Genomic DNA, 15,250 nt, shown 5'->3' with positions numbered 1-15,250 from the left:
CAGTCAGATCGCCTCGCGTTGTGTCAATGAGCGTCAGCGTGCAGTTTCTTGTGGATTTGCCGTGTGCCCCACCAGACACCCAGCAACACCAGCGGAATCAAGGCCCCAGCCAGCATTTCCGGATTGACCGGCAGCCCCGCGGCCTTGCCCGCCTTGCCAACATACAGAATCAGGCTCACCACATAGTAGGCAATGGCGGCAATCGACAAGCCTTCCACCGTGGTTTGCAAGCGCAGTTGCAACTCTTGGCCTTTGGTCAGTTTTGCCAGCAGCATCTGGTTCTGAGACTCGGTGGCGATGTCCACGCGTGTGCGCAACAAGGCACTGGCTCGCTCAATCCGTTGCGACAGCGAGGCCAGGCGTTGTGCCGTCGCTTGCACCGTTCCCATCGCAGGCGATAGACGGCGCAGCATGAACTCGCCAATCGTCTGGGTGCCGGGGATGGGCGTCTCTCTCAATTGCTCGATCCGTTGTTCAACCAGGTTGTGATAAGCCTGCGTTGCAGAGAAACGGTAGAGGTGCGTGGCCGTGGCGCGTTCCACCCGCGCTGCCAGACTGATCAGCGTGTTGAGCAAATCTTGATCAGACGCTTCCGTGTCTTCCATGCCGGCGGTAATTTCGGCCAATTGGGTCTCGGCTTCTCGCAGCACGCCGCTCAGATCCTTGGCAACGGGCAAGCCACGCAGGGCCATCAGGCGATAGGTTTCCAACTCCAGCAAGCGCTGGGAAATGCGGCCGGCACGCAGTTCAGACGTGTTCGAAGGGGACACCACCAGGATTCGCTCAAAGCCACTGGGGCGTAGGCGGAAGTCCGTCATGGCGCAGGAGCGCCGAATGCCTAACAGCGATGCCAGCGTTTCACGCCCTTGCAGCCACTGATCCGCCTGTTCGCGCATGGCATTGTGATCGTCCACGTCACCGTGAACCATCGCCATCATGATGGCGGCCACGGTGCGGCCAGGGATGGCCGCAAACCAGGCAGGGTCCACCACCAGCGACTGGATCAGTGCGTCTTCGTCATCGTTGGTGAGGGCGCCTTCCGGCAGCGCCTGCACGATCGAGTATCGCGTGAATTCGGTATGGCGCTCCCACTTCAACGTGTGGTTGTCAAAGCGCAGACGAGAAAAGTTGCCAGACAACTGTTCCTTCGGCAACTCTGCCTGACCGGGGAGCTTGCGCAAGTGCTCCCATTCCATCTCGCGCGTCACGCCCTCATTCAGGACAGCGACGTAAACCACCAACGCGGGCAGACGAATGCGGGCAGGCGGGCGGGCGTGGACTTCGTTGTGGACCAGGCGACGCTGTGCATCTTCGGGCGGCAGTGCCCACATGCTGGAGCGCTGGGTAGTGCTAGGAGAGGATTGCTCAGTAGACATGGATCGAAAACGCAGAGGCCGAGTCCGGAGAACACCATTGTGATGGCTGTACGTGCAAGATCAGCACATGCGTGAACCGTAGGCTACAAAGCCACGCGGGCCAGTATTGCTACTGACCCGCGCAGGTAACAAAAAGAAGCTCAAGCAACCCGGACGGGCGGGGCGCGGCTGCGTGCGTGGCGCATGTCGGGCGCACGAGGCACGGATGACTGTGTCATCCGATCTAGGATCTCGGCAGGGAAGACTGCGGCATACAACTCAGCGCTGTAACCGACGTGAATGCTTGGCGTACCACCCACCGCACAAACCGCGCAGTGAAGTGCCGAGCCCAATACCCCCGATGACGGTGCAGTCGGTGATCGCCTGGACTGCGGTTGCGTGGAGCAAATCTCAAACTGACCACCCAAACCCGCCAGGCGCTGGGCTGAGTGATATGCGCTGACCTGAGTCGCCGCCAACTGTGAGAACAGTGCAAGCAAACCAATCCACGCGGTCTGGCGAGCGCGCTGACGCATGGAGTGAATGGTGGTTTGCATGGAATGCATTCTACGTGGGTCGATGTCGTGGGGTTAGCGCCAGATCAAAGGTGCAGTGTGTTAAGTTCACATACGGTCCCAGGTATGTTGAACCTTCATTTTCATTTTTGCAATGAGCAACAGCGCACGTGATTTCTGGAATGCCAAGTTTTCGGGCGAAGGCTTCAAATACGGTGAACGTCCCAACCAGTTTTTGACTGAGCAAGTGCAACACTTGAAGCCCGGTGGCGCCGTGCTGGTGCCTGGTGATGGCGAGGGCCGAAACGGTGTGTGGCTGGCCGAGTCGGGTTTTCGGGTGACCTCTGTGGATTGTTCGGAGGTTGGGCTGGAGAAGGGACGTTTGCTTGCCGCCAAACGGCAGGTGGCGGTTCAATGGGTCCATGCCGATGTGACCGCATGGGCGCCAGCAGAAGCGAGCGTTGATGCGGTGGTGCTCTGTTATTTGCACCTGCCATCAGCCAGTCGTTCGCTGGTCATCGGGCGGTTGGCGAGGGCGCTGAAAGACGGCGGCGTGTTCATCCTGGAAGCATTCCATCCCAGCCAGTTGGGCCTCACCAGCGGGGGGCCGAAGGACGTGGACTTGCTCTACACCCTCGAGGCTTTGCGCTCTGATCTGCGTGCTGCCGGTATATCTGGAGATGAGTTGGTCGCAGACGAAGTCGAAACGAGCTTGGATGAGGGGCCCTTCCACCAAGGGGTGGCCCGAGTCACACGCCTGGTTTGGCAGCGTCAAATCTGAGTTTTGCGACAGCGCCTTACTTCAGTCGGTGCTGCGTCGCATCCCACACCTCCACAGCAATCGGGATGCCTTGCCCGACGCTTTGTGTGACGGTGCAATACGCCTCGAATTGGTCTAGCACGCGGTCGAGGTGTTCCAGTTGCCCAGCGGGGACACCCAGTCGCAACTGCGCGCGCATGTTCAGCACGCGCATGCGACCCTCGGGGTTGCGACCCACTTCTGCTTCGACGTCGCACTGAATCGGCTCAGGGCTCTGCTTGAATTTGCGCAGTGCAAAGAGCAGGGAATCTGAAAGACAGTTGCCCACCGCTGCGCACAGTATCTGAACCGGCGAGGGACCTTGCCCCGTGCCCAGCGGAGCGGGCTCATCACTGACCAGTACCGGCATCTGCTCATCGAACTGAATGTGGAACCGATAGTCCTGCGCTTGACGCAATGAGACATGGATCAACTTCTCAGGCATGTGCTCCTCCCTCAAAACACGTTGACGGGCAACTTCAGATAGTGCCGGCCGTCGGACTCTGCTGGGGGCAGTTGCCCAGCGCGGATGTTGACTTGAACAGACGGCAGGATGAGGTTGGGCATGGCCAAGCTTGCGTCGCGCGCCTGTCGCATGGTCACAAAGGCGTCTTCCGTCACACCATCACGCACATGGATGTTGTGGGCTCGCTGATCACCCACCGTGCTCATGGCCTGGGCTGAGCGCCCTTGCGGTGGATAGTCGTGACACATGAACAGCCGTGTCTCGGCAGGCAAAGACAAGATGCGTTGGATCGACCGATACAGTTGGTGCGCGTCGCCGCCAGGGAAGTCGCAACGTGCGGTGCCGACGTCCGGCATGAACAGGGTGTCTCCCACGAACACGGCGTCGCCGATCACAAAAGCCATGTCGGCAGGGGTGTGCCCGGGTACGTGCCACGCTTGGCCCTCGAGGGCGCCAAAAGAGAAGGCTTCACCATCGTCAAACAAGTGATCGAACTGCGATCCGTCGGTGGCGAAGTCCGCTTCAAGGTGAAAGAGTGTCTTGAACACGGACTGCACACGGGCGATGTCTTTGCCAATGGCAACTTTGCCGCCTACTTGTGCTCGCACGAAAGGGGCGGCCGACAGATGATCAGCGTGAGCGTGCGTTTCGATGATCCAGTCAATCGTCAGGCCTTTGGCTTTGACAAAGGCAATGACTTCTTCCGCGCGGGCCGTGGCAGTGCGGCCACTCTTTGCGTCGAAGTCCAGGACGGGATCCACGATGGCACCGTGACCACCGTCTCGGTCGTACGCCACATGGGTGTAGGTCCAGGTTTGTGGGTCAAAAAAGGACTGAACGTTAGCGGGGGTGCCGGTCATCACGAAATGCTGTGTGGGTGTTGTTCTCTTTACTTTATTGACAAACAATATGTCTGTCAACATAATGAAAAACATGAAAGTGTCTGAGCTTGAAACCCCTTGTGATCGCGTGACCCTGCCGCCGCCCGACTTGGTGGCGCTGCAGGCGTCTGCCGAAAAGGCGAGCGCGTTGCTCAAAGTCATGGCGCACACAGATCGCCTGGTCTTGTTGTGCCGACTGGCACAAGGTGAGTTTTGCGTGAGTGAGTTGGAGGCTCATCTCGGGATCCGCCAGCCGACGTTGTCGCAACAACTCGGTGTGTTGCGTCAAGAGGGCCTGGTTGGAACGCGCCGCGAGGGCAAGCACATTTACTACCGGCTGGTCAGCGAAGACGCGGCAGCGGTGATGCAAGTGCTTCACCACCGCGTGTGTGGTGCTGCCATGGGTGGCGCAGGTGCTTGCTGATCTTTAATCAAGTAAAGGAATGGAGATGACTTTGACCGTTCAACCCCGCCAGGTTTGCCCGGAATTTGCTGTGTGTGGTCAGATCGCCGTGGCAGACGTGGCCAAACTGGCGCAGCAGGGCTATCGCAGCATCATCAACAATCGCCCCGACGGGGAAGGTGGCCCGGCTCAACCTAGCAGTGCCGACATCGAGGCGGCGGCCAAGGCGGCAGGCATGGCGTACGTGCATTTCCCAGTGGCCAGCCTCATGATCACACCAGAACAAGTGTCGAAGTACCACGCCTTGTGTGCGGACTTGCCGCACCCCATCGTGGCATTTTGCGCTGCTGGTGGTCGAGCCAATGCACTGTTCCAGGCCACAGGCTGCCAGGTTGGTCGCTCTGCATGACCATGATCAGTAGGCAGCCTGTCAGGCTTCCGGTGCAAGCCGGGGCGCCATGGCGGTTGCCTCCGCCGTGGTGGCCTGCATGGCGCCGCCACGATCTGCCCGGCGATGTGTCCGCAGGGCTGGTTGTGGCAGTCATGCTGGTGCCCCAAAGCTTGGCTTACGCCATGCTGGCCGGTTTGCCGCCGCATGTGGGCTTGATGGCCAGTTTGCTGCCATTGCTGGCGTATGCGGTGTTTGGCAGCAGTGCGGTGTTATCGGTGGGCCCGGCTGCAATCACTTCTTTGATGGTGGCACAGTCGCTGTCACCGTTGGCCGATGTGGGCTCTTCTGCTTATATGGCGTTGTCTGCCCTGCTGGCGGCAGGGGTCGGCTTGTTGTTGATGCTCATGGGCGTGTTGCGCATGGGCTTTTTGTCGCAACTCATGAGCCGTCCCGTGGTGCAGGGCTTCACGGTGGCTTCGGCGTTGTTGATCATGGCCGGACAGTTGGCCCCCATCCTGGGTTGGTCCCGCTTTGGGTATAACCTGCCACAAATGCTCCAGTCCGTGGCGCAGCATGTGCAATGGGCATCAGATCGCCCTTGGATGGATGTCCGCTTTGGCGACTTTGCCGTGGGGACTTCTGCATTGTTGTTGCTGTGGCTTGGTCCCAGGTTGCTGACCGTCTTGTGGCGGGGCGCAGGTGGCTCAGCCGCGGCATTGCAAATCGCCGTTCGCATGTGGCCTTTGGCGGTGTTGGTGACCAGCACGGCCATCGCGGGCTTGATCCATCGGCACACCACATGGTCGGTGACGCAGGTTGGCGAAGTCCACATGACGCTCGACGCGATGGGGCGAACCTTTGCGGGCCTGGGGGACTTGCCCCATCTGCCGGTGATCAGTCTGTTGGTGCCGGTCGTGCTGGTGAGCTTGGTGACCTTTGTCAGTAGCATGTCGGTTGCCCAAACTTATGCCATCAAGTCAGGCGCGCGGGTGGATGCCGATCGTGAGTTGCTCGGCTTGGGGCTAGCCAATCTGGGGAGCACCTTGATGGGCGGCATGGCCGTGGCCGGCGGCTTGTCGCGAACCGTCGTCAACGAGGCAGCCGGTGCGAAGAGCCCATTGGCCGGCGTCATCACCACAGGCGTGCTGGCATTGATGTTGTGCGTGTTGATGCCTTGGTTGGCTTGGTTGCCGCGTGCGGCGTTGAGCGCCGTGGTCATCATGGCGGTGGTGGGCTTGGTCGAGTTCGGCGGCTTGCGTCGGGCATGGCGCTATGACCGCGCAGAGGCTTGGTCCTTTGTCACCACGGCATTGGGTGTCCTGTTGATCGGATTCGATGTCGGCATCCTGATGGGCATTGCCTGGTCCTTGGGGACCTTGATCTGGCGGCACAGCCAGCCTCACATGGCGGAGGTGGGGCGTCTGCCCGGAACCCATCACTTCCGTAATGTGGCCCGCCATGAGGTCGAGCGCTTGCCCGGCGTCCTGATGGTGCGTGTGGACGAGAGCCTTGATTTCACGAACATTCAGCAAGTGGAGCAGCGTTTGTGTGAGCTCGTCCATGGCAGTGACCCGATCCGGTCTGTGGTGTTGTTGCTGTCTGCCGTCAATCACATCGATCACTCGGCGATGACGGCACTGATTGAACTCGACGATGCGCTGCAAGCACAAGGCATGAGTTTGATGCTTGCCGAGATGAAGGGGCCGGTCATGGACCGCATGCAGCGGGGTGATCTGGACCAGCGATTCAAGGGCCGCATTTATTTGAGTGCACAACATGCGTGGGAAGACCTCGTTGTGCGATGAGTTTTTTTGGCGGGGCGAGTCCCCAGTTTTGAGGAGAAGAGCATGAAAGCAAATGTTGGTGGTATCGATCGCATTGCTCGCATTGGTGCGGGTGTGGTGCTGGTGGCTCTGGCCGCAACGGGCACCGTGGGCGTATGGGGCTGGATCGGCGTCGTGCCTTTGGCAACGGGTTTGACCGGCTGGTGCCCGGCCTATCTGCCTTTCGGTCTGAACACCTGCAAGACCAAGTGAGTGCGCGCGGTGGGTCCCACCGCGAAGCCATCCGCAAAGGGCTCCATGAGGGGCCTTTTCAACACGCTGAATTCAAACCATGAGCACTTTTGATCACACCGGTCTGATGCAAGACATCAATGCCTGCCTGGCACCGTTCCGCAAGTCGCAGAGCGAGGCCATGAAGGGGTTCTCGCAGCTGGCACAGGCGTCCATGGCAGAAGGCGCCATCAGTGCCAAGCACAAAGAGCTGATCGCACTGGCGATTGGTGTCAGCCAGCATTGCTCCGGGTGCATTGGCTTTCACGTCAAAGCGCTTCACAAGCTGGGCGGCACGCGTGCCGAGCTAGAGGAAATGCTCACGGTGGCGGTCTACATGGGCGGCGGTCCGTCCTTGATGTACGCCGCAGAGGCCCTCAAGGCATGGGATGTGATGACTGGCGCGACGGCCTAATAACAGGAGCGACAGCATGAGCGAGCCGCTGATCCATGACGAGTTGGACGTGTTCATGGCCTTGGTGCCATGTCGAAACCAATCCATCATCGAGCTGGGGTGCGGCAGCGCACGCATGGCACGTCAACTCTTGCTGAAAGAACCCTCCGTGACATATGTCGGGATGGAGGTGGATCGCATTCAGCATGACAAGAATCTGGCACAGCCCCAAGCGGGGATGACCTTTTTGTATGGCGCAGCCAATGCCATTCCGTTTGATCCTGCGACATTTGATGCGGCGGTCATGCTGAAGTCTCTGCACCATGTCCCGCTCGATGAGCTGGATGCCTCGCTGCAGGAGATTGCGCGCGTCCTCAAGCCGGAGGGGCTGCTGTACGTCTCAGAGCCTGTTTACGCAGGTGATCTCAATGAGATTGTCAAAGTGTTCAACGATGAGGGCGCGGTGCGTGCCGAGGCTCAGTGTGCGTTGGACCGCGCCTTGGTGTCAGGGCAGTGGACGCTCGTTGCGGAGCGACGCTTCAATATGCCAGTTTGTTTTGCGAACTTTGAGCAGTTTGAGCAACGCATGATGCGGCCGACTTTCAAAGATCATCGCCTCACGGCAGACCTCATTGAGCGCACGCGAGCCGTGTTTGAGCGATATGCCGAAGCAAGCGGCCTGACCTCAACACGACCCATGCATGTGCGCTGCTTGCGCCGCGCCTGAGTCGGTCATCGGAATCGACGGAATCAGCGGATCTTGCCGAGCAGCGTTTCGATTTCTTCCAGCATGGCGTCCATGTTTTCAGGCTCCTGGCCTGCACAGGACAACTTCTCTTCCATCTGCTGCTGCATGAAACACATGGTCATGCGCACATAGGTGCTGTCCAGCGCCTTGCGCACCGCTGCCATTTGCGTGGCGATGGGCAGACATGGTTCACCCTCTTCAATCATGCGCTGAATGCCGCGCAACTGCCCCTCCGCCCGTTTCAGACGATTGAGGATGTCGTTGCGGCTTTTGTCGTTGTGAAGGGCTGCCATGGCGCAAAGATCCGGCTCGTCAGGAGAAGGTGAAGGACTACCCTGCATTTTGCAACGCCTTTCAACGCAAAGCACAAACCGGATCAAGGCAGATCACAGCGTTTCCTGCTATTTCTTCCCGCAAATTGAGCTTCAGCAACAGTTGCTGGCGTCTTTGAATCCGAGTTTGCGCAACAGGATGGCCATGGGGCAGAAGTTCGTGAATCCGAACTGGAACAGGTTGGCGCCCACGAAAGCCGTGAAAGCCAATGCCCATTTCGAAATGAACAGTGGGCTGCCCTCTACGCCGAGTGCGAGCGACAGCATGATGAACATGCCGGCCACAATGCGAATCATCCGTTCAACAGTCATGTGAGTACTCCTCTTTGAAATTGATGCGACGGCGTCAGGCCGCCTCAAGGCGGCGACGGTATGCCGCGTAATACAGCACTGGGATCACGATCAGCGTCAGCAGCGTTGACACCAGAATCCCGAAAATCAAGGACACCGCCAGGCCGTTGAAGATCGGGTCGTCCAGGATGAAGAAGGCACCGACCATCGCCGCAATGCCAGTCAGGGCAATCGGCTGCGCACGCACCGCAGCCGAGTTCACCACCGCGTCCTTGAATGCCATCCCTTGCTTGACCTGCAACTCGATGAAGTCCACCAACAAGATGGAGTTGCGAACGATGATGCCCGCAAGCGCAATCATCCCGATCATGGACGTTGCGGTGAACTGGGCGCCCAGCAGTGCGTGACCAGGCATCACGCCAATGATCGTCAGGGGGATCGGCGCCATGATGATCAATGGTGTGCGGTAGGACTTGAATTGCGCCACCACCAACAAGTAGATCAGGATCAGGCCCACGCCATACGCAGCGCCCATGTCTCGGAATGTCTCATAGGTGATTTGCCACTCGCCGTCCCACTTCAGGCTGTAGCTTCTGAATGGATCGCTGGGTTGCTTGATCCAGTACTCATCGATGCCGCCCGTGTTAGGCAAAGCGGCGTCGCTCAACTTGTCGCGGATGGCAAAGAGACCGTACAGGGGCGAATCCAGCTTGCCTGCCATGTCGCCAAACACGTAGCTGACAGGCAGCAGGTCTTTGGTGAAAAGCGGCTTGTCAATCACGCCTTGTTCCACCCGTACCAACTCTGACAGCGGAACCAATTGACCATTGGCGGCGCGCAGCGGCACATTCAACAGGGCATCCAGCCCCACTTGTGACTCGCGCGGCAATTGAATGCGAACGGGCACCGGCATCTTGGACTGGCCATCGTGCAGGTACGCCGCATCCGCGCCAGACAAGGCTGCTTGCACCGCCTGGGCCACTGCGGCAACCGGAATGCCCAGGGATTCCGCACGCTGACGCTTCACACGCAGGAACACACGCGCGGCGTCTTCCTTCAGGCTGGTGTCAATGCCGACGATGTCGGCCGTGTCAGCAAAGCGCTTCGCTACGCGTTGAGCCAATGCCTGGCGGCCCGACTCGTCAGGGCCATAGACCTCCGCGACCAGCGGCGACATCACAGGAGGGCCAGGAGGCACTTCCACGACCTTGATGCGTGCGCCGTGCCGTGCCGCAATCTTCTCCAGATCGGGGCGCAGACGTTGGGCGATCGGGTGGCTTTGTTGCTTGCGGTGATGCTTGTCCACCAGATTGACTTGCAGATCACCTTGCTCCGCATCGGCGCGCAGGTAGTATTGGCGCACCAAACCATTGAAGGTGATGGGCGATGCCGTCCCAGCATAGCCCTGGATGTTCAGCACCTCGGGTTGCTTGGACAAAAACGCGCCCATGTCCTGCAGGACCGCAGCGGTGTCTTCCAGTGGTGTGCCCGCGGGCATCTCCACAATGACCTGGAACTCGCTCTTGTTATCAAAAGGCAGCATCTTCAGGATGACGCCCAAGCCGGACGAGGGGATGGTGGCCAGCCCCACCGACATCATCACTGCGGCCACGATGCCAAGGCCCATGGCCCAACGCTTGCCGCGATGCACCAGCAGCGGCATCAAGACCCGGTCGAAAATGCGATGCAGTTTGCCCGCCAGGCCTGTCGGGGCGACAGGTTGCGCATGGGCATCGTCGCTGTGGACGGTGTGCGATCGCATCAGCTTGAGCGCCAGCCACGGGGTCACGGTGAACGCAATGCCCAGCGAGATGGCCATCCCCAGGCTGGAGTTGATCGGGATGGGGCTCATGTAAGGCCCCATCAGGCCGCTGACAAAGGCCATCGGCAGCAGCGCTGCAATCACGGTCAGCGTGGCCAGAATGGTGGGGCCACCGACCTCATCAACGGCCAAGGGGATGATCTCGCTCAGTGGCTTGCCCGGTGTCAACTGCTGATGACGATGGATGTTTTCCACCACCACGATTGCGTCATCCACCAAGATGCCGATCGAGAAGATGAGGGCAAACAAGGACACCCGGTTCAAGGTGAATCCCCACGCCCACGACGCAAACAAGGTGGCCGTCAGCGTCAGGATCACGGCAGCGCCCACAATCACGGCCTCGCGGCGCCCCAGGGCCAAGCCCACCAGCAAAATCACCGAGCCGGTGGCAAAGGCCAGCTTCTGAATCAGCTTGTTGGCCTTTTCGGCAGCGGTTTCACCGTAATCGCGTGTGATCTCAAACTCGATGTCTGCCGGAACGACCGTGTTGCGCAACTCCTGAAGGCGTTGGCGCGCAGCGTGGGCCACATCGACGGCGTTTTGCCCAGGCTTCTTGGTCACCGTGAGCGTGACGGCGGGGAACGAACGGCCAGCCGTGTCAGGTGCACCGGCGCTGTTTTCGTGTTGAGCGCTCGCGCCAGGGGTGTACCAAACGTGGCGTGTCGGCTGTTGTGCACCAGCCAAGACATCGGCCACTTCCTTCAGATAGACAGGTCGCCCCTTGCTGACCCCCACGACGAGCTCGGCCACGTCGTCGGCCGAACGCAAGAACTCACCCGTTTCCACCGTCAGCAACTGACCGCGCCCGTCGGGTGTGGGCGACAGCACGCTGCCTGAAGGCAGACTCAGGTTGGCGGCAGCCAGAGATTGCTGGAGTGAGCTCAAGTCCACGCCGCGTTCCCGCAAGCGGCTGGGGTCTACCTGAACCATGACAGCCTGGCCTGGTCCACCGATGGTTTGAACCTCTCGGGTGCCAGGCACACGCTTGAGTTCGGCCTCCATCGTTCTGGCAATGCGTTCCAGCGTCACGGACGGCTCGGTTTGCTTGCTCCACAAGGTCACGGCCAGCACAGGCACATCGTCAATGCCCTTGGGCTTCACGATCGGCGGCAATGCGCCCAAGTTGCGCGGCAACCAATCCTGATTGGCATTCAGAACGTCATACAAGCGCACCAAGGCATCGGTCCGGGGGACGCCAACCTTGAATTGCACAGTGAGGATGGCGACACCGGGGCGCGCGACCGAGTAGGTGTGCTCGATGTCGGCAATCTGTGACAAAACCTGTTCGGCAGGACGGGCCACCATGTTTTGAACATCTGCGCTGGAAGCACCCGGAAAGGGGATCAGCACATTGGCCATCGTCACGTTGATCTGAGGCTCTTCTTCTCTGGGCGTCACCAAGACGGCAAACAAGCCAAGCAGCATCGCCACAATCGCCAACAATGGCGTCATGGCGTTGCTCTGAAAAGCACGGGCCAGTCGCCCGGCAACCCCCAGGCTGGTCACGGATGAGTCGTCGTGGTTCATCATGGCTTGGCGGGGAGAGCGTTGAGCAAACCGGCCTTGAGTGCATCGGTTGCGATGACATCACCGCTGCGGATGCCGCTCAACACGGTGACCGGGCCATTGGCGTTGGCGGGGGTGCCGGTGCGGATAGCCTGCAGCGCAAAGCGTCCGTCACGCACCACGTACACGCCTGTGAGTTCACCGCGACGCAACACCGCTGCGCCTGGAACAGTTAACAACTGCGTGGCCGCTGGGGCGCTGCCTTGTGCCTGAACGCTGCCAGCAAAACGGATCCGGACGGTCTGCCCGGGCAACACATTGACATCAGGCAGGTCCAGTCGCCATTCGACGGTTTGTGACACGGGGTCGGCACCCGGGAGCGCGATCACGTGCGTTGGCTTGATCCATGGCCCCGGGCTACTCAGGTTCGGTCCGGGCAGCTGGACCATGGCCGAACTGCTCTGGCGCACGCCATCCGCTTGAGATGCCGGCACTTGCACCACGGCCCGCAAAGGCTTGGGGGCGTAGATTGTCAAGATCGGTCGACCCGGCGCGGCCAGATCACCCACTTGTGCCTGAGTGGACAAAACCTTGCCGTCAAACGGGGCTGTGATCGTGCTGAAATCACGTGCCAAAGCGGCCTGCGTCCGTCCTGCTTTGGCCGCAGCTGCAGCGGCTTGCGCCGCTTTCCACTGTGCGTTGGCACTGTCCAGTGCGGCTGAACTGATGAATCCCTGCGCGTGCAGCGACTGGCTACGTTGCCATTGCAGTCGGGCGTTTTCAAGCTGTGCTTCGGCCTGCGCCACGTCGGCTTGACTGCGGCTCACGCCTGCTTGTACTTCTCGGTCGTCAATGCGTGCCAGCGGCTGCCCGGCCTTCACGCTGTCACCCGCCTTGACCAGCAACGCGGTGATGTTGCCTGGGACTTGTGCTGCGACTGTGCTCTGACGCACAGGTTCGATCACACCGTCCCATTCGTATTGCATGGCCACTTGCTGGGCCTGTACCTTCAGCGTGGGCACAGACACGGACGTTTGCCCGTGTGCAGCCAACTGAAAACACCCAAGCAAGCCGATCAATGTGGCTACAGGCAGGGCTTGTCTTGGTGTTCGGATCATGGATCGCTCCTAGTCTTCTTATACCTGGCGGAGTATACGCATACCATAGGGGGTATGCAAGCAAGGGTATGCGCTAGCCCGAAATCAGGACCGAGGACTTGGGGTTCGCTGGGTCGTAGTAAACCGGCACAGTGGCCCCGGCAGGGAAGGGCTGGAGTTCAGCCTGTGCAGATTCTTCGGTGAAGTGCCTCGCGCCAAAAGCGCGGATGCGGTTCCCTGTGTAGGTCGCACCGTTGACCTGGTACTGGTATTGGACCTCCGTCATCCAGTCGTGGCCCAGAACCTGTTCATTGCCGCCCACGCCATGTGGCTGGAAAACGCGGGCCTTCATGATGATTCCGTCTACATGCGGCCACCGCGGGCTGGCTTGCCGAATCTCCCATGCCCGCCAGATCAGGATGGCAAACAGCAGCAGGAGTCCTCCGGCGATATAGCGTCCAATGTCGTCGCTCATGTTCATGGATTGTGTTTTGCGCTGAGCCCATTGTGTGCCGAATGCGCAGCGGCCTCATATTTCGTTTGTCCGGGCAAACACAACCGGGGGAGTTCGGTGTTTTGCGCGAAGATGCTGACTTGGCTCTTCATTCGTGCTCATGTCGTCCAGCAACACCGTTCCCCGCAGCCCGTTCTACGCCCACCTGTCGCGCCTGCGTTTCATCAGAAGATGGGGGTTGATGCGCAATGCAGTCGAAGAGGACGTTGCGCAACACAGTTGGGAAGTGGCCGTGTTGGCGCACGCGCTGGCGGTGATCGCGCGCGACGTGTTCGGCCAGTCGGTTGACCCCAATGCAGTCGCCACCCGTGCGCTGTTCCATGACGCCACAGAAGCCATCACCGGAGATCTCCCAACGCCGGTCAAATACTCGCCGGCCATGCGCCACGCTACGTCCCACCTCGAAGATGAAGTGTGCGCAGAATTGGTCCATCAGATACCGGAAGTCATCCGCCCCTCGATGGCTACCGTGATGGATCATGCGCAGTGGCCAGATCTGGATGCGCGCTTGGTCAAGTCTGCCGACCGCCTGTCCGCCTGGTTGAAGTGCCGGGCAGAGTTGCGATATGGCAACCGAGAGTTCGAGCAAGCGGAGGCGCAGGTACGCCGCAAGTTGGATGAAACGATGACGCCAGAACTCCAGTATTTCCTTGACACCTTTGGTCCGGCGTACGACATGACGCTCGACTCCATGATGAAGGGGGAGTGATCCAGCATGGCGCGCCACCCCCAAAACAATCCCACCCCATTGCTGGATGCCAGTTTCGGCGAGCCGGAAGCCATGGCGCAGGTTCTGGATGCGCATCCCGACTACCGCGTGCTGCGACGGCTTCAGCCCAAACGAGAGTTCGGCCTCAAGCGCACAGGCGATGTGATGAAGGTGCTCATTCTGGATACCGAAACCACGGGTTTGGATCCAGCAAAGGACCGCATCATTGAGTTGGCCATGCTGTCGGTCGATGTGGATGTGGATGTGGCCAGCGGGCGCCCGATTCAGGTTCAAGACGTCTTTGATGAGTTGGAGGATCCTGGTATTCCCATTCCGGCTGAAGCAACCCGTGTGACCGGCATCACCGACAGCATGGTGGCAGGCAAGCGTCTGGATGAGGCTCGAGTTGCTGAGGTGATGCGTGGTGCGGGGTTGGTCATTGCCCACAACGCGCGCTTTGATCGCGGTTTTGTCGAGCGCCGATTGCCGGCATTCTCCGAGCTGCCTTGGGCCTGTTCGGTGGCCGAGATCGACTGGCAGTCTCTGGGACGCGGGTCAGCCAAGCTGGAATTTCTGGCCCACGAGTTGGGATGGTTCTACGACGCACATCGGGCCGAGATGGATTGCCATGCTTTGCTGGCCGTGTTGTCGGCACCTTTGCCCAACTATCCTGATGAGACGGCTTTGGGGCGCCTGCTTCAGGCCGCGCAAACGACCAGTTATCGCGTGTGTGCGACGGGGGCGCCATTTGAGTCCAAAGACCTGCTGCGGGCCAGAGGCTATCGATGGGATGCCGAGCGTAAGGTGTGGCACACCCAATTATCGTCCGCTGCGGCACTCGAGTTGGAGGGCGGCTGGCTGAAAGCTGAGGTCTATAAAGGTCGCACCGTGCGCATCGAGATCGAACGCATGACGGCGCGCGAGCGATTCTCGGTGCGAGGTGGTGATGTGCAGCACATGACCTTGTGAGGTG

18 protein-coding genes are annotated in these 15,250 nt (G+C 60.0%); 9 read left to right on the top strand and 9 right to left on the bottom strand.

Annotation, left to right across the window (positions count from 1 at the left end; all coding sequences use genetic code 11):
• Positions 1 to 23 precede the first annotated feature (23 nt).
• Together ACOYNB_RS10655 and ACOYNB_RS10650 are read right to left on the bottom strand one after the other, a co-directional pair.
• Entirely contained in the window at positions 24 to 1,376 is a 1,353-nt protein-coding gene (locus ACOYNB_RS10655; protein ID WP_422839050.1) for a DUF3422 family protein, read from the bottom strand.
• A gap of 140 nt (positions 1,377 to 1,516) precedes the next feature.
• Complete coding sequence (locus tag ACOYNB_RS10650) at positions 1,517 to 1,912, bottom strand: DUF2946 family protein (protein WP_422839049.1); 396 nt, start codon at positions 1,910 to 1,912, stop codon at positions 1,517 to 1,519.
• Positions 1,913 to 2,024: 112 nt separating this feature from the next.
• Between ACOYNB_RS10650 and ACOYNB_RS10645 the strand changes: the two genes are divergently transcribed.
• Complete coding sequence (locus ACOYNB_RS10645; protein ID WP_422839048.1) at positions 2,025 to 2,651, top strand: class I SAM-dependent methyltransferase; 627 nt, start codon at positions 2,025 to 2,027, stop codon at positions 2,649 to 2,651.
• 16 nt (positions 2,652 to 2,667) lie between these two features.
• On the opposite strand, the gene ACOYNB_RS10640 is transcribed toward ACOYNB_RS10645, so the two are convergent.
• Both ACOYNB_RS10640 and ACOYNB_RS10635 read right to left on the bottom strand, forming a co-directional pair.
• Positions 2,668 to 3,114 carry an OsmC family protein gene (locus tag ACOYNB_RS10640; RefSeq protein WP_422839047.1) on the bottom strand — a complete coding sequence of 149 codons (447 nt, stop codon included), beginning with the start codon at positions 3,112 to 3,114 and terminating at the stop codon, positions 2,668 to 2,670.
• 11 nt (positions 3,115 to 3,125) lie between these two features.
• A complete protein-coding gene (locus ACOYNB_RS10635) occupies positions 3,126 to 3,995 on the bottom strand; it encodes an MBL fold metallo-hydrolase (protein WP_422839046.1) in 870 nt (289 codons plus the stop codon).
• A 73-nt stretch (positions 3,996 to 4,068) separates the two neighbouring features.
• Between ACOYNB_RS10635 and ACOYNB_RS10630 the strand changes: the two genes are divergently transcribed.
• The 6 genes from ACOYNB_RS10630 (at position 4,069) to ACOYNB_RS10605 (ending at position 7,985) form a co-directional block, all read left to right on the top strand.
• On the top strand, positions 4,069 to 4,440 hold the full coding sequence (locus ACOYNB_RS10630) for a metalloregulator ArsR/SmtB family transcription factor (RefSeq protein ID WP_374257570.1): 372 nt from the start codon (positions 4,069 to 4,071) through the stop codon (positions 4,438 to 4,440).
• Positions 4,441 to 4,465: 25 nt separating this feature from the next.
• Positions 4,466 to 4,828, top strand: a complete 363-nt coding sequence (locus tag ACOYNB_RS10625; RefSeq protein WP_422839045.1) for a TIGR01244 family sulfur transferase — start codon at positions 4,466 to 4,468, stop codon at positions 4,826 to 4,828.
• Entirely contained in the window at positions 4,825 to 6,615 is a 1,791-nt protein-coding gene (locus ACOYNB_RS10620; RefSeq protein WP_422839044.1) for a SulP family inorganic anion transporter, read from the top strand. Before ACOYNB_RS10625 ends, ACOYNB_RS10620 begins: the two co-directional genes overlap by 4 nt.
• 42 nt (positions 6,616 to 6,657) lie before the next feature.
• Positions 6,658 to 6,846 (top strand): YgaP family membrane protein, encoded by a 189-nt coding sequence (locus ACOYNB_RS10615; protein WP_374257573.1) that lies wholly within the window; start codon positions 6,658 to 6,660, stop codon positions 6,844 to 6,846.
• 79 nt (positions 6,847 to 6,925) lie between these two features.
• On the top strand, positions 6,926 to 7,279 hold the full coding sequence (locus ACOYNB_RS10610; RefSeq protein WP_374257574.1) for a carboxymuconolactone decarboxylase family protein: 354 nt from the start codon (positions 6,926 to 6,928) through the stop codon (positions 7,277 to 7,279).
• A gap of 16 nt (positions 7,280 to 7,295) precedes the next feature.
• The gene (locus ACOYNB_RS10605) at positions 7,296 to 7,985 is read left to right on the top strand and encodes a class I SAM-dependent methyltransferase (protein WP_422839043.1); all 690 of its coding nucleotides are present in this window, start codon (positions 7,296 to 7,298) and stop codon (positions 7,983 to 7,985) included.
• A 23-nt stretch (positions 7,986 to 8,008) separates the two neighbouring features.
• On the opposite strand, the gene ACOYNB_RS10600 is transcribed toward ACOYNB_RS10605, so the two are convergent.
• The 5 genes from ACOYNB_RS10600 to ACOYNB_RS10580 form a co-directional block, all read right to left on the bottom strand.
• The gene (locus ACOYNB_RS10600; protein WP_422839042.1) at positions 8,009 to 8,299 is read right to left on the bottom strand and encodes a metal-sensing transcriptional repressor; all 291 of its coding nucleotides are present in this window, start codon (positions 8,297 to 8,299) and stop codon (positions 8,009 to 8,011) included.
• 132 nt (positions 8,300 to 8,431) lie between these two features.
• Positions 8,432 to 8,650: a YgaP family membrane protein gene (locus ACOYNB_RS10595; protein WP_422839041.1), complete on the bottom strand. Its 219-nt coding sequence runs from the start codon at positions 8,648 to 8,650 to the stop codon at positions 8,432 to 8,434.
• Positions 8,651 to 8,684: 34 nt separating this feature from the next.
• Positions 8,685 to 11,981, bottom strand: coding sequence for an efflux RND transporter permease subunit (locus ACOYNB_RS10590; RefSeq protein WP_422839040.1), 3,297 nt, complete (start codon positions 11,979 to 11,981; stop codon positions 8,685 to 8,687).
• The gene (locus ACOYNB_RS10585) at positions 11,978 to 13,075 is read right to left on the bottom strand and encodes an efflux RND transporter periplasmic adaptor subunit (protein ID WP_422839039.1); all 1,098 of its coding nucleotides are present in this window, start codon (positions 13,073 to 13,075) and stop codon (positions 11,978 to 11,980) included. The genes ACOYNB_RS10590 and ACOYNB_RS10585 overlap by 4 nt, the downstream gene beginning before the upstream one ends.
• 73 nt (positions 13,076 to 13,148) lie before the next feature.
• The gene (locus ACOYNB_RS10580; protein ID WP_422839038.1) at positions 13,149 to 13,529 is read right to left on the bottom strand and encodes a DUF3592 domain-containing protein; all 381 of its coding nucleotides are present in this window, start codon (positions 13,527 to 13,529) and stop codon (positions 13,149 to 13,151) included.
• A gap of 139 nt (positions 13,530 to 13,668) precedes the next feature.
• Between ACOYNB_RS10580 and yfbR the strand changes: the two genes are divergently transcribed.
• Positions 13,669 to 14,277 carry a 5'-deoxynucleotidase gene (gene yfbR / locus ACOYNB_RS10575; RefSeq protein WP_422839037.1) on the top strand — a complete coding sequence of 203 codons (609 nt, stop codon included), beginning with the start codon at positions 13,669 to 13,671 and terminating at the stop codon, positions 14,275 to 14,277.
• Between the two features lie 6 nt (positions 14,278 to 14,283).
• The gene (locus ACOYNB_RS10570; protein WP_422839036.1) at positions 14,284 to 15,246 is read left to right on the top strand and encodes a 3'-5' exonuclease; all 963 of its coding nucleotides are present in this window, start codon (positions 14,284 to 14,286) and stop codon (positions 15,244 to 15,246) included.
• The last annotated feature ends 4 nt before the right edge of the window (positions 15,247 to 15,250 follow it).

The organism is Aquabacterium sp., from assembly GCF_049317225.1.
Taxonomy (GTDB): Bacteria; Pseudomonadota; Gammaproteobacteria; order Burkholderiales; family Burkholderiaceae_C; genus Aquabacterium.
The sequence above is the reverse complement of the archived record's forward strand: the minus strand, read 5'-3'. Positions and strand labels throughout refer to the sequence as shown.